Origin of the sequence: Shewanella sp. TC10 (genome assembly GCF_009663145.1) — a bacterium.
Classification (GTDB): Bacteria; Pseudomonadota; Gammaproteobacteria; order Enterobacterales; family Shewanellaceae; genus Shewanella.
Window position 1 is genome coordinate 1 of record NZ_VKHR01000065.1, and the last position, 13,700, is coordinate 13,700.

General features: G+C 37.9%; 11 protein-coding genes. 9 read left to right on the forward strand and 2 right to left on the reverse strand.

Translation table 11 applies throughout. From position 1 onward, the window contains the following. Positions 1-153 precede the first annotated feature (153 nt). From pdxH to FNZ24_RS18165, 8 genes are all read left to right on the forward strand, one after another. Positions 154-792, forward strand: coding sequence for a pyridoxamine 5'-phosphate oxidase (pdxH, locus tag FNZ24_RS18130; protein ID WP_153916243.1), 639 nt, complete (start codon positions 154-156; stop codon positions 790-792). Positions 793-942: 150 nt separating this feature from the next. Next, positions 943-1,392, forward strand: coding sequence for a YaiI/YqxD family protein (locus FNZ24_RS18135; protein WP_153916244.1), 450 nt, complete (start codon positions 943-945; stop codon positions 1,390-1,392). A gap of 135 nt (positions 1,393-1,527) precedes the next feature. Beyond that, on the forward strand, positions 1,528-2,118 hold the full coding sequence (locus tag FNZ24_RS18140) for a YceI family protein (RefSeq protein WP_194945098.1): 591 nt from the start codon (positions 1,528-1,530) through the stop codon (positions 2,116-2,118). Positions 2,119-2,196: 78 nt separating this feature from the next. Beyond that, positions 2,197-2,547, forward strand: coding sequence for a DUF3802 family protein (locus tag FNZ24_RS18145; RefSeq protein ID WP_153916246.1), 351 nt, complete (start codon positions 2,197-2,199; stop codon positions 2,545-2,547). Positions 2,548-2,592: 45 nt separating this feature from the next. Further along, positions 2,593-3,471 carry a RimK/LysX family protein gene (locus FNZ24_RS18150; RefSeq protein WP_153916247.1) on the forward strand — a complete coding sequence of 293 codons (879 nt, stop codon included), beginning with the start codon at positions 2,593-2,595 and terminating at the stop codon, positions 3,469-3,471. 314 nt (positions 3,472-3,785) lie between these two features. After that, complete coding sequence (locus FNZ24_RS18155; RefSeq protein WP_194945099.1) at positions 3,786-5,240, forward strand: lipopolysaccharide biosynthesis protein; 1,455 nt, start codon at positions 3,786-3,788, stop codon at positions 5,238-5,240. 1,037 nt (positions 5,241-6,277) lie between these two features. Next, on the forward strand, positions 6,278-9,184 hold the full coding sequence (locus FNZ24_RS18160; protein ID WP_153916249.1) for an ExeM/NucH family extracellular endonuclease: 2,907 nt from the start codon (positions 6,278-6,280) through the stop codon (positions 9,182-9,184). Between the two features lie 137 nt (positions 9,185-9,321). Next, positions 9,322-10,068 (forward strand): RluA family pseudouridine synthase, encoded by a 747-nt coding sequence (locus FNZ24_RS18165; protein WP_153916250.1) that lies wholly within the window; start codon positions 9,322-9,324, stop codon positions 10,066-10,068. A gap of 197 nt (positions 10,069-10,265) precedes the next feature. On the opposite strand, the gene hppD is transcribed toward FNZ24_RS18165, so the two are convergent. Continuing rightward, a complete protein-coding gene (hppD, locus tag FNZ24_RS18170; protein ID WP_153916251.1) occupies positions 10,266-11,306 on the reverse strand; it encodes a 4-hydroxyphenylpyruvate dioxygenase in 1,041 nt (346 codons plus the stop codon). An 83-nt stretch (positions 11,307-11,389) separates the two neighbouring features. Then, the gene (locus FNZ24_RS18175; protein WP_153916252.1) at positions 11,390-12,550 is read right to left on the reverse strand and encodes a homogentisate 1,2-dioxygenase; all 1,161 of its coding nucleotides are present in this window, start codon (positions 12,548-12,550) and stop codon (positions 11,390-11,392) included. A 237-nt stretch (positions 12,551-12,787) separates the two neighbouring features. On the opposite strand from FNZ24_RS18175, the gene FNZ24_RS18180 reads away from it, so the two are divergent. Further along, positions 12,788-13,699: a LysR family transcriptional regulator gene (locus tag FNZ24_RS18180; protein ID WP_153916253.1), complete on the forward strand. Its 912-nt coding sequence runs from the start codon at positions 12,788-12,790 to the stop codon at positions 13,697-13,699. Position 13,700 lies beyond the last annotated feature (1 nt).

Below are 13,700 nucleotides of genomic sequence, written 5' to 3' on the forward strand. Positions count from 1 at the left end.
CATTTCAATACAGACATAAAAAAACCAACGTCCAGCGTTGGTTTTTTTATGTCTGTATTGAAATGAACAAACTAAAGCGAGTAATTATCAGCAATCTCATGATCATATATCAGTAACTGTGAGTATAATGAGTGTAATTAAAGAGGTATCTAAATGAATGATTTAACAGATATCCGCCGTGAATATACTCAAGGTGGATTGCGCCGTAATGATTTACCAGAAAATCCGATGGATTTATTTACTCAGTGGATTGAACAAGCCAAATGTGCTGAGTTAACCGATCCCACAGCGATGTGTGTTGCAACAGTAGATGAACATGGTCAACCGTATCAACGTATTGTATTACTGAAAAAGTTTGATGATGATGGTTTTGTCTTTTTTACCAATTTAGAAAGCCGTAAAGCCACTCATTTAGCGACCAATGCTAAAACAAGTTTATTATTTCCGTGGCATCCTCTAGAACGTCAGGTGGCAATTACCGGTGAAGCAGAGCCATTATCAATGATGGAAGTGACTAAATACTTCATGAGCCGTCCTAAAGATAGTCAAGTTGCTGCATGGGTATCTAAACAGTCTAGCAAAATCAGTGCTCGCCAAGCATTAGAGAGCAAGTTTAATGAAATGAAGAATAAATTTGCGAAGGGTGAGGTTCCTTTACCTAAGTTTTGGGGGGGCTATCGAGTGAAACCTGAAAGTATCGAATTTTGGCAAGGCGGCGAGCGTAGACTTCATGACCGCTTTATTTATCAAAAAAGTCCAACGGGTTGGAATATTGATAGATTAGCTCCATAGATTGAAGCTGTAGATAGATGACATATGTAAAAGTTATTGAAAGTAAACTTAAATAGTAAACATGGATAGTAAATATAGTCTGGCAGATTGCTTAGGTATCATTAGTCTGCAGCGGTTAGCTTGTGTTAAACAATTTACTGAGAAAGATTAATGAGTAAAACAATTTGGGTTGATGCTGATGCATGCCCTAATCCAGTCAAAGAGATGTTGTTTCGAGCTGCAGACAGAAAATCGGTGCCGCTAATTTTGGTGGCTAATCAGCTTATTCGAGTTCCTGCGTCACCTAACATTTCTGTTGTAAGAGTAAGTTCTGGTTTTGATGAAGCAGATAATTATATTGTCGAGCAACTACAAAATGGCGATTTGGTGATTACGGGGGATATTCCGTTAGCATCAGATGCAATTGAAAAGGGGGCGATGGTATTTAACCCACGTGGTGATATCTATACAGTTGATAATATAAAACAACGCTTAACTATGCGTGACTTTATGGAGGAGCTAAGAAGTAGTGGAGTCCATACTAATGGACCTAATAGTTTCTCCCAAGCTGATAAGCATGCATTTGCAAAGGCACTTGATAAATGGTTAAGTCGTTTATAGTCAGTGTTGTATAAAAATCAATGTTCGTTTATCTACTATTGATACAAGGGAGCATTAACTGGAAGTTAAGTCGTCTCCGAGTTAAGAAATTTTAATCTATAATTTAACTGTTTTTATTCACAAAAGGGATTAATGATGAAAAAATGGCTCAAAGCACTACCCATAGCGCTATTGTCTACTTCTTTACTGTCTTCTGCTGCATTTGCCGCAGATTGGCAAATTAAGCAAGGGCACTCAAAAGTCAGCTTTATTTCTGTCAAAAAAGGGGACATTGCTGAAGTACATGACTTTAAAAAAGTGAGTGGTAGTTTAACGCCTGAGGGCGCGTTTAATTTATTGATTAATCTAGATAGTGTCGATACTGGAATTGAAATTCGTGATGAACGGATGCAAACCATGTTGTTTGAGGTGGCTAAATATCCGGCGTTAACACTATCGTCAGTTGTTAATCCAAAATTGTTAGCTGATTTAAGCGTAGGATCAACATTAGTGACGCAAATTGATGGCACTATTGAATTACATGGTAAAAGTCGTCAAAAGACCTTTGACGTTTTAGTCGCAAAATTATCGGATAAAAAAATGGTCGTCAGCAGTATGTCACCAGTTATTATCCAAGCAAGTGACTTTGATTTAGTTGAAGGAATTAATAAACTCCGTGAAGTCGCTGGATTAAGTAGCATCAGTTTAGCGGTACCGGTGTCATTCGTTTTAACTTTATCTCAATAAATAGCATTTCTAATTGCTTGTTTTAGGTAAGTATTCAGTGGCTTTTGTAGTTCAAAAGCCACAATAATAGGGGAAGTAATGGTCACTGATAAAGATGGCTACATTCATTTAATTCAATATTTAACTGAGCACTTAGGCCTGTTTGAAGCCTCTGAAGATACCAGTGTTAATAGCCAAACCGTAATGGAATTATTTGAAGATCAATTATCAGCTCAAATCATCATGGTTTGTGGCCAGAATCCAAACCTTTCATTTGCCCAGCGCAATAAGGTGATTCGAGAGATTGATGCTATCGTTTATGATTTAGAAGAAATTCTAGCAAGTGTAGCTAGTCACAACGCGACCCCAGATCAGAGTGTATTTATCACAGAGTTTTCAGGTTTAATCAAAAACTTATTTGATAAAGAAATCGAGCAAATTCTTAGATAACTTTCAAATTTATCATCTTTATTCATCTTACTTGTAGGATTATTCATGTTCAAAACAATCGTTACTGCCACTTTATTTAGCTGTATCTCATTATCAACTGTTGCAGCAGAGAAAGAAGTGTTAGGTCAAACCGAAATGATGTCAGTGAGTCAAAATGGAATTGTATTTGAAGCAAGGATGGATACTGGCGCGGTTAACTCTTCTTTACATGCTTTAGATATAAAAATTGAAGGTGAAAGCGCAAAAAATATGAAAGATAACACTGGCAAAAATGTGTCTTTTAACACCTTTAATGAAAAAGGCGACAAAGAAAGGGTAACTGCTGAAATCGTGGGAACTTCAACTGTCAGTAACTCCCAGGGCACAGAAACCCGTTACGCAGTGAAGCTTCCTATTACTTACGGAGACAGTACCCGTACAGTGAAGGTCAATTTAAAGAATAGAACCACTATGGATTATAAATTACTGATAGGTCGTAATTGGCTTAAAGGTAAATATGTTGTTGATGTTTCTGAGAAAAAGTTTATTGGCCCGACAGCAGGAATAAGCATTGTAGAGTCAGGTTTAATCTTTGATACACGAATTGATACTGGCGCGGTTGAAAATTCGTTACATGCAGTCAACTTAAGGATAAAAGACGAAGACAAAGACAACATGGAAAACAATGTTGGCAAAGATGTCACTTTTACCACTATGAACGAAAAAGATGAAACTGTTGACGTCACAGCGCGTATACACAGCACATCACTTATCCGAAATGCTCAAGGTAGTGAAATCCGTTATATGGTGACATTAACCCTAGGGGAGCCTGGTGAAGAGTTTAAAGTAGATGTTAACTTACGTGACCGCAGTAAAATGACCTATAAACTGCTTATTGGCAGAAACTGGCTACAAGGTCATTATATTGTTGATGTCAATATGTGATGATTTTTAGCTTTGCAATTCAATAACGGCAAAGACCACTATCAATAGTGGTTTTTTTATGCAGCTTTATTTAAGTTCACTCTATATAACATCGCATTTATTTAAAATGACTCATGTTATGATTTTTTGTTATGAAATTGTAATTAATTCAATGTATAATAAACCTTTAGAAATTTAAATATTCTTGATAGTTATTTGAACTACAAAATTATAAATGTGCAGCATTTAAAACTTTTTGACTATCAAGTTTAAGGTTAATGATTACTGAATTAACAAATTTAAAGCATGGGAAAGTTACTTTTAGGGATATTATAGTGTTCAGTAAATTGTTATCAGGTGTTGCTTTTAATATTGTTAATGTATTTATACAAGTATTCGTTGGTTTATTTGTTGTTAGAGCATTACTTTCTTTTTTAGGAGAGTCCGACTTTGGTTTGTGGGCTATCCTTATTGCTTTTGTGGCCCAAGTTAATTTACTTGAATTTGGAATGGGGTCAATTATTGGGCGTCATGTTTCCAAAAAAGAAGAATACGAAGGCGAGAGGAAAGTTATAGTATCAAATGTCATGTTGCTAATATCGTTAATGGCTTCGATGTTTTTGTTGGTAGCTATATCCATTTGTTATGTTTGGGATGTCTATTCAGGAGGGTTGAAGTTTAATACATCCGAGTCAGTATTCTTGATTTTTTCACTTCTATCTATCTCTTACTCCCTCAATTTAATATCAGGTACATTGCAGGGATACCTAAATGCAAAGTTTAAGTTTTTTCAAAATAATGTTATCAAGGCATCATGCAATATTTTACGACTGGTTCTTCTCCTTCTCTCAATAAAATATGAGCTAGGTGTTTTGGGAATAGCCTTAGTGTTTGTTTCTATTTCTATCATAGAACTATTATTAAAACTAAAATGGTCTTTATCATCAGGCCTGAAGGTAGAGTTTTCTCTCGCCTTAATTAACCGATTGCAAATCAAAAAGATTATGAGCTCTGGTGTGATGTTTTTGCCTATGCGAGTTAATGATTATTTTAGAAATAACTCTTCCATCCTATTTGTTGGTTACATCATCAATTCTGCATCTTCCGCGCCATTAAGGATTTCAGGAAGATTAATGGAAATTTACGTAGAGATTTCAATCACCTTAAACTCGGTTTTAACCCCTTATTTTAGTAAAGTTTCTGATGAAAGCTCTACGTTTGAAAGACAGTTTTACATTAGCATTTTGTGCTCTTCTGCTTTGTCTACTTTGATATACATTAATCTTCTTGTAGTAGGCGAGATGTTTCTACAAGTATGGCTTGGAGAGGTTCCTGATAAAGTTTGGAGTGTGCTCAAAATAATGGCTGTAGGTTTTGCTATTGCAAATATGCAAGGTCCTGTTAATTCATTGCTCATTGCAAAAGGTGAATATGGGAAATGTGCTAAATTATCAGTAATGGAAACGGTGACTACGCTTGTATTAATGCTATGTTTGGTCAAGCTTTATGGGGTCTTAGGAGCAGCTTGCGCACTATTAATCTCGTTATCTTTAATACGAGGTTTGATTCAACCAATTTTAGTATGCCGCTTATTTAAATATTCTATACTATCTTTTACAAGATCGGCTCTTTTAGGAGTATTCATTGTTTGTGTCACTTTAGCTTTGTGTTATTTAATTTCGATGAGTTTTAGGGTGAGTCAAGAGATGGAAATATTATTATTCATCTTTCTCCAAATAATAGGGATGTTATTAACTTTTTTAGGTTATAAATTTAAATCCAAAAAGTAGAAGCACTGGGTTAATAATTAATATAAACAAAATAATTTGAAGAGTTTAAATAGAAGTTAGTGTATTAACTCGTTACTACAATGGTCGTTTTTTTGTAAAGAAAACCATTGAATATTTAATTATCAGAGTTTTCTTAAAAATAATGATATCCAATGGTGGATCTACTGATGCAACATGTTCTATTACTAGTGAGTTAGTAACTAACAATGCAATAAATATTATTGTAGTAGATCAAGAAAACCTTGGTGTATCTGCTACTTAAAATAATTTATAAGCTGCAGTATCAAGTGATTGGACTTGTTTATTTGGCAAACCTTACAGCCATGCAAAAGTCGTATTTTCAAATTATCGCTAAAGGCTTTAAATTTTCTTTACGCCATTAATTAGAATGTCTGTCAACAAGATATGATAGACAGAACAAGCTTTGTTCTTTCTTTTTCATCAAATGAAGCCTTTGTTAGGTGAACATATCGATTGGCTGTATCGTGCTCTTGGTTCTGAGAACCTGATAAAAGAAGTACATTAATAATAGCGAATACAACACTTTTTCGATGTTGATGACTGAGTGCTTTAGTGCTTTAGTGCTTTAGTGCTTTAGTGCTTTAGTGCTTTAGTGCTTTAGTGCTTTAGTGCTTTAGTGCTTTAGTGCTTTAGTGCTTTAGTGCTTTAGTGCTTTAGTGCTTTAGTGCTTTAGTGCTTTGGGCTCTGCTTTACCTGTTAGTAATCGTATTTGGACGCTTTCATTACTCACAATATCTGCTGTAGTTTTAGGTTTAATGCATTAACTGCATTGTGTGAAAATAATTGAATATATTTGACGTTTAAGTGTGTAATTACCTGTTGTAAATTTTGTGCCTAAATTACTCTTTAGGGGCGTCATACGAAAGACTTATTCAAAAATATGTATCGATATGTAATTGAATTTTAACAAATGTGCAACCCTTGCTGTTTATAGTCTTGGTTGGTTTTGGATGAAACCAAAATGATAAAAATACTATAAACACATAAAGATAGATTAATAAATCTAGGGGTTACACATGTTTTGCAAAGTGAATAAGTTCAACGTTTCGTTATTAGCTTTATCCATATCAGCTGTATCTACGGCGACTATAGCAACTAAAAGTTATGCTGATGATTTAATCATCTCTGAATACATTGAAGGCAGCAGCAACAATAAGGCGATTGAGCTATACAATCCCACCAATGAAGCAGTTGATCTTTCAGGTTATCAACTACAGTTCTTCTTCAATGGCAATAGTAACAGTGGCGGCACAATCAGTTTATCTGGTGAGGTTGATGCTGGTGCAACTTTTGTTATTGCGGATGATGATGCTTCTTCTGAGATACTAGCAAATGCTCAACAGCTATCTACAACGAGTTTTTTTAATGGTGATGACGCCATTGTACTTTTTAATCAAACAACGATTATTGATTCCCTTGGACAAGTAGGTGTAGATCCTGGATCTGAATGGGGCTCAGGTGACCTATCGACGAAAGATAATACTTTAAGACGTAATCATGATAGCATCATTGCTGACACCAACCCAGATGATGAAGTTTCTTTAGATAACTGGTTTGGATTCGCAAAAGATGATTTTAGTGATCTTGGCAGTTTTAATGGTTCCGTGACTGACCCAACTGACCCAACTGACCCAACTGACCCAACTGACCCAACTGACCCAACTGACCCAGTTGAGCTGATTTGTGGTGATTCATTTACAGCAATTCACACCATCCAAGGTAGTAGTGATATCAGTCCATTAGTGGGCGAGACAGTCTTTGTAGAAGGTATAGTCACCAGTGATATGCAAGCGGGCTTAAAAGGTTTTTACTTACAAATGGCTGATAGTGAGATTGATGCCGACCCTAGCACCTCTGAAGCCATATTTGTTTATACAGACTCACAACCAATCGCTGTCAATATGGGCGATAGAGTCAGATTGCAAGGGACAATAAAAGAGTATAATAACCTCACTGAACTTGCAGATATTAGTGGCAGTATTGTGTGTGATACTCAACAACTATTACCTCAAGTATCTTTAATCAGTTTACCCGTTGAAAGCGCACTTTCACTTGAAGCTTACGAGGGGATGTTAATCGGATTCGAGCAAGCTTTAGTAGTGAATACTGTCGCCAACTTAGGTCGATATGGTGATGCAGAATTAGGTAGCGAACGTCATTATACAGGGACACAAGTTGCCAATCCTGGTGCGGATGCATTAGCACTAGAAGCAAGTTATGACTTAGATCGAATCATCCTAGATGATGGTGCAACAACTCAAAATCCAGATGCAGTGCCTTATCCTGCGCCTCAATTATCTGCCAATAACAGCCTTCGTGCAGGCGATTCTATCTCATCTATAACTGGGGTTTTGCATTATAGTTTTAATGAATATCGAGTGATGCCAACTCAAACTGTCAATGTTATTTCCACCAACTCACGTACAGCGACACCTGAACTTGTGGGCACTGGCGATGTCACTGTGGCAAGTTTTAACGTGCTAAATTTCTTTAACGGCGATGGACAGGGTAATGGGTTTCCAACTTCACGAGGAGCTGATTCATTCAGTGAGTTTGAGCGTCAACAAGCTAAGATTATAAATGCATTAGCTGCCATGAATGCTGATGTAGTCGGTTTAATGGAAATCGAAAATGATGGCTATTCTGAACTGTCTGCTATTGCAAACTTAGTTAATGCTTTAAATGATGCAACCGTAGCTAATCGTTATGATTATATTGCTGCAAGTGACACCACTGTTGGCACTGATGAAATTGCCGTAGGATTAATCTACCAAGTTAATCGCGTTTCACCTGTAGGTGAAGCTAAAGTGCTAAACACGAGTAACTCGCCTTTAGATGAACAAGGTTTACCATTATTTGATGACAGTAAAAACCGCCCAATGGTGACTCAATTATTTGCTGATGCTGCTACTGGGGAAGAATTTGTTGTTGCTGTTAATCATTTAAAGTCTAAAGGCAGTAACTGTAATAGCGTCGGAGATCCTGATGTAGGTGATGGCCAAGGAAACTGTAACCTCACTCGTACAAAGGCGGCGAAAGCAATGACTCCTTGGTTGGCAGAGCAATATGAAGTTGATGGAGAACAAGCCAAAATACTGATTATTGGTGATTTAAATGCTTACGCCAAAGAAGACCCCGTAACTGCATTAACCGAGAATGGTTTTACTGAGTTGTTTACTCACTTTGGTATTTCTGATGCCTATTCTTATATTTTTTCGGGCAAAGCAGGTCAGTTAGACCATGCATTAGTCAATGATGCATTACTTGATAATGTATTGAATGTGACAGATTGGCATATTAATGCAGATGAACCCTCAATTTTAGATTATAACGAAGAATACAAATCGGATACCCAGCTCGTTAATTACTATGCTGCGGATGCTTATCGCTCTTCAGATCATGATCCTATGGTTGTTGAATTGCAATTCACTCCTGAAAATCAAGCTCCAGTCGCAAGTTTTACATGGGCATTAAATGGGGCTCAGTTAGAAGTTGTTTCTACTTCTACTGATGATAATCAAGATGCGTTAACTCACCAATGGCAGTTCGGTGATGGAAGCACTGCCACTGGGACGTCTGCAACTTATGCGTTTGCAAATAATGGTGTTTACCAAGTGACCTTAACGGTAACGGATGCAGAAGGTGAGTCAGATAGTTTGACCCAACCAGTCGAGGTGACTGATATTCCTGAAAATGCCGCTCCAACAGCAGTAATTAAGTACATAAACTTGTGGTTTTTAGAGGTATTTGTTTCACGAAGTGTCGATGAGGATGGTCGAATTGCGTCGCAATCATGGTTGTTTAATGATGGCCATCAGTCAAATCGTCGTATTGTACTTAAACGTGCAGGACAAGCGAATGAGGTGCAGTTAACCGTGACTGATAATGAAGATGCGACAGATACAGCGTCATTGCAGTTTTAAGTGTCTGAAATCTATATCAGAGTTTAAAAAAGTCTGCTTTGATTTAGATAAAATTTATCATGAGTAAACACAACAAAGGTGGCTTAATTGCCACCTTTTTATTACCATTCTTGCCTTAATAAATACCTAAGGCTGTGATGACAGAATTTATTGCCCCACCATGCACTGAACAGATTTCCATCCTTTATCAAGATGAGCATTTATTGTTGATCAATAAACCCAGTGGTTTACTGAGTTTATCGGGTAAGAATCCGCTTAATAAAGACTCTGTTCATTATCGTTTAGTGCAAGATTTCCCGACGGCAACACTGGTCCATCGTCTCGATTTTGGCACCTCTGGCATTATGCTAGTGGCATTAAATAAAACGATCAATGGCCTATTAACCAAGCAGTTTCAAGATAAAATCATTAATAAATGTTATCACGCGGTGTTGCATGGTCATTTATCAGATGAGTTACAAAGCGCAGGTGTGATTAACGCCGCAATCGCGAAGGATGTCGATAATTTTCCGTATATGAAGATCTGCAGCAATACAGGTAAACAAGCGCTAACAGAGTTTGAGGTGATTGAGGAGAGCTTTGTTAAAGCAAATGCTAATGTTTATTTTAACGTCAATGCCAATGTTAACGTCAATGCTAATGAAGAAACATTATCGCAAACAGTACCAGTGACGCGTGTAAAATTCACCCCAATTACCGGTCGAACACACCAATTAAGGATCCACAGTCAACATATTGGTCACCCGATTCTGGGGTGTGATTTATACCGCAACGCAATATCAGAAACTCTAGCATCAAGGCTGTTACTGCATGCCAGTTATCTAAGTTTTACTCACCCGGTGACAGGTATTCCATTTGAAATAGACTGCGATATTCCGTTTTAAGAAAGCGCCTTTAAACAAGTGCCTGTGTAAGAGGTGCCTTTTTAAGAAATTCCGTTTAAGAAGTACTTTGTAAGGAAGTTGTCTATTAAAGATGTGTGTCTTTAATGAACGAAATAAGTTCTTAACGTAAAAAGCCCGCTGTTACAAACAGCGGGCTTTTTCATTTACCAAGGGTAATGCTTAAAATACGGTTTTGCTTACAGCACACCGCGTTTCATTTGATCGCGCTCAATAGATTCAAATAACGCTTTAAAGTTACCTTCACCAAACCCTAAGTTATTCTTGCGTTGAATAATTTCAATGAAGATTGGCCCGAATAAGTTTTTAGTGAAAATTTGTAATAAGTAACCGTCATCATCGCCATCGACTAGGATTTGGTGATGTTTAATACGGTCACGATCTTCTGTCACTTGCGGCAACTTATCGAAAATGGTGTCGTAATATTCAGGAATAATATCCAGCGTCTTAATCGCAGTGCCTTCCATAGCATCTAATGAACCGACGATATCGCGGCTTCTAAATGCTAAATGTTGTACACCTGGGCCATTATACTCACCTAAGTATTCATCAATTTGGTTGTTATTGTTGCCTTTACCTTCATTGATTGGAATACAGAAACTACCATCTGGAGAGCGAAGGGCATAAGATACCAATGCGGTTTGTGCGCCGCTGATGTCAAAGTAGCGCACTTCTGTAAAGGCAAAGATGTCTTTATAAAAGTTAGCCCATTTTTCCATGGTGCCTTTGTAAACGTTGTTGGTTAAGTGATCGACTTCCATAAAGCCTTTCTCTTCAACAATCATTGGCTCTGCCAAGTCTTCAAAATCATTGATGTAGATGTTTTGCGCTTCACCGAATACGTCGATGAAATAAATTAAGCTGTCACCGATGCCGTAAATAGCAGGGTAGGCCATGTCTTTCGCTGCATCATCAGCAGGCTTTGCGCCGCGAGCAACAGCTTCGTTAAAGGCAAACTCAGCATCTTCAACACGCCAGCCCATTGAGCAAATAGCAGGACCATGTGATTTAGCAAAATCAGCAGAGAAACCTTGCTTAGACTTGTTCAATAAGAAATTAATATCGTTTTGTTTGTAATAAACAATATCGTTCGCTTTTGCTTTTTTAAGCATAGAAAAACCAAAGTCAATAAACACTTGATGCATAAAATCAGTGTCTGGGCTGGCAAATTCTGTAAATTCAATGCCTAAAAGACCAAGTGGGTTTGTTTCGCTCGCCATTGTGTTTTCCTTAATATTATTTTGCTTTGAGCGTCACTCTCTGGTGACGTTTTAAATACATATAGATGAATCAAATCGTTTAGTTATGATTCAATCCAAGAACGGTTGTAATCATCACTCATGCAATTTTTTACATGAGCTGTGAGGTGAAGTGGCGCAAAGGTATCGACCATTACGGCATATTCGTAGGTTTCTGTTTTACCGATTGAAGCTTCAGTTTTTCCAGGTTGCGGCCCATGAGGCACACCTTTTTGATGCAGGGTCATATAGCCGGCTTCAATTCCTGTGCGACTCATAAAGTCGCCGTCAACGTAATATAAGACTTCATCGCTATCGATGTTGTTGTGATAATAAGGCGCAGGAATCGATTCAGGGTGGAAGTCATATAAACGTGGCACAAAGTTGCATACGACAAAGTTGTTAGCTGTAAATACGATATGGTCAGATGGCGGTAAATGAATTTTGCCGACCTTAGGAGCATACTCGGTGATGTTAAATGCCCACGGGTAAACGCAGCCGTCCCAGCCAACAAGATCAAATGGATGCCACTCTAGTGTTGTAACCTGATATTTATCACCAAATTTACTCACTAATGGGAACTCGCCTTGTTCAACGATGGCTTCAGTTAATGTAGGCGTTCTGAAATCGCGCTCGCAATAGGGCGCAGATTCAAGCATTTGGCCATATTCATTTCTAAAATGCTTAGGCACTTCAACCATTGAGAATGACTCAATGACAAATAAGCGAACATTGGCGTAATCATCAAATTTAAGCTGATAAGTCGTGCCGCGGGGGATCACTAAATAATCCCATTGTTTAACTTCAAGCTCGCCATATTCACTGAATAGCTTTCCTTTGCCTTGATGGACAAACACGATTTCATCAGCATAGGCATTACGGTAAAACTCAGCGGTATCTTCAGTGACTTTCGCTGTGTACATAGCGACATCGCTGTTAAAGAAAATCTTATTGCGTGCACTAAAAAAATTGCCTTCACAATCAGCTTGGCGGGAATCCAATTTGTAGTTTTGTATTAACGAGTCTTGCCAGGTTTCACCGTGGTCAACAGCATAAGGCGCAACAGCTAGCGCCTTTGTAGGCATATTATGGTGATATTTATTGGAGTAAATATTTGAAAAGCCATGAGTTGAAAATAGTTCTTCACGGTAAAGCTCGCCTGATTCTTTCTTAAAAGCGATATGACGTTTAGCAGGTATCTGACCTTGCCGAACATAAGAAGGCATAGTAACTCCTCACCCAGTTAACTCATTGAATACGGTTTGGTCGTGCATAACGCTATTATTGTTGGTGTTTTCTAGCGCACTAAAACCAAACACTTTGTGATCTAGTTATCAATTTAGTTGCTAAGATGAGCAAAAAAAAGAATAATAAATCACGTAACTCAATCAGTTTTTTAGATGGTATTAAAATGTTTACAAGAGTGTCACAGCAATTGAACAGGCTTTGAGGTAGAGGGAAGTATGAAAATTGATGTTGAAGCATTTAATGTGCTGCAAGTGCTTGTTGAGGAAGGAAGTTTTTCTAAAGCATCTGAAAGGTTGCATAAGGCTCAATCAGCGGTTAGTTATCAAGTAAAAAAGCTTGAGCAGCATTTGGGTGTGCAATTATTTAATCGAGATCAATACCGAGCTGAGTTAACCCCTGAAGGCAAAGTCATTTTGGCTGAAGGACAGCGATTACTGCAGCATTTATCGAATATTGAACATTTGGCCAGTCGATTTAGTGAAGGCTGGGAGCCAAAGCTTGAACTCGTGATTGATGGTGCGCTTCCGATGGAGCCAATTATGAATGCGCTAAAGCGTATGTCTGAGAATAATGTTCCCACCAAAGTACAGCTGAATATGGAATTCTTAGGCGGGGTACAGCATCGCTTTGAGCGAGATAAAGCCGACTTAATGTTGGTTAAAGACTATGTTGCTGCGCCTTATTTTTCAGCTAAACAATTACCCACAGTGACCAGTTTACTGGTTTGTTCAAAGCAGCACCCGTTAGCGGCGTCCACATCAGTAAGTTTATCTGAGCTGCAGCAACACGTTGAATTAACCATTGAAGATTCTGCTCCCACCAAGCAAAGAGATGAGTTACAGTTTGGCGGCGATAAAGTATTTTATCTATCAGGGTTTATCATGAAGAAGAATGCATTACTAAAAGGATTAGGCTTTGGCTGGATGCCTGAATTTCTCATTGCAGAAGAACTTGATAAGAATGAGTTAGCGATTGTTGATTTTGCTGGTGGTCATCGTTTTCGCTTTACTCCACAATTAGTGTCGACGCTTGAGAGACCACTAGGCCGTGCAGGACAATTGTTTACCGACTTAATTTTAGAAGAGTTCGCTTTATTCGATGAAAAGCGTCACTTACATGGAGCCTAAT

What these genes read in the sequence shown, in the direction of transcription:
- FNZ24_RS18175 (WP_153916252.1), bottom strand. Translation starts at nt 12,550, where the DNA reads ATGCCTTCTTATGTTCGGCAAGGTCAGATACCTGCTAAACGTCATATC.
- FNZ24_RS18160 (WP_153916249.1), top strand. Translation starts at nt 6,278, where the DNA reads ATGTTTTGCAAAGTGAATAAGTTCAACGTTTCGTTATTAGCTTTATCC.
- FNZ24_RS18135 (WP_153916244.1), top strand. Translation starts at nt 943, where the DNA reads ATGAGTAAAACAATTTGGGTTGATGCTGATGCATGCCCTAATCCAGTC.
- hppD (WP_153916251.1), bottom strand. Translation starts at nt 11,306, where the DNA reads ATGGCGAGCGAAACAAACCCACTTGGTCTTTTAGGCATTGAATTTACA.
- pdxH (WP_153916243.1), top strand. Translation starts at nt 154, where the DNA reads ATGAATGATTTAACAGATATCCGCCGTGAATATACTCAAGGTGGATTG.
- FNZ24_RS18150 (WP_153916247.1), top strand. Translation starts at nt 2,593, where the DNA reads ATGTTCAAAACAATCGTTACTGCCACTTTATTTAGCTGTATCTCATTA.
- FNZ24_RS18165 (WP_153916250.1), top strand. Translation starts at nt 9,322, where the DNA reads ATGACAGAATTTATTGCCCCACCATGCACTGAACAGATTTCCATCCTT.
- FNZ24_RS18145 (WP_153916246.1), top strand. Translation starts at nt 2,197, where the DNA reads ATGGTCACTGATAAAGATGGCTACATTCATTTAATTCAATATTTAACT.
- FNZ24_RS18180 (WP_153916253.1), top strand. Translation starts at nt 12,788, where the DNA reads ATGAAAATTGATGTTGAAGCATTTAATGTGCTGCAAGTGCTTGTTGAG.
- FNZ24_RS18140 (WP_194945098.1), top strand. Translation starts at nt 1,528, where the DNA reads ATGAAAAAATGGCTCAAAGCACTACCCATAGCGCTATTGTCTACTTCT.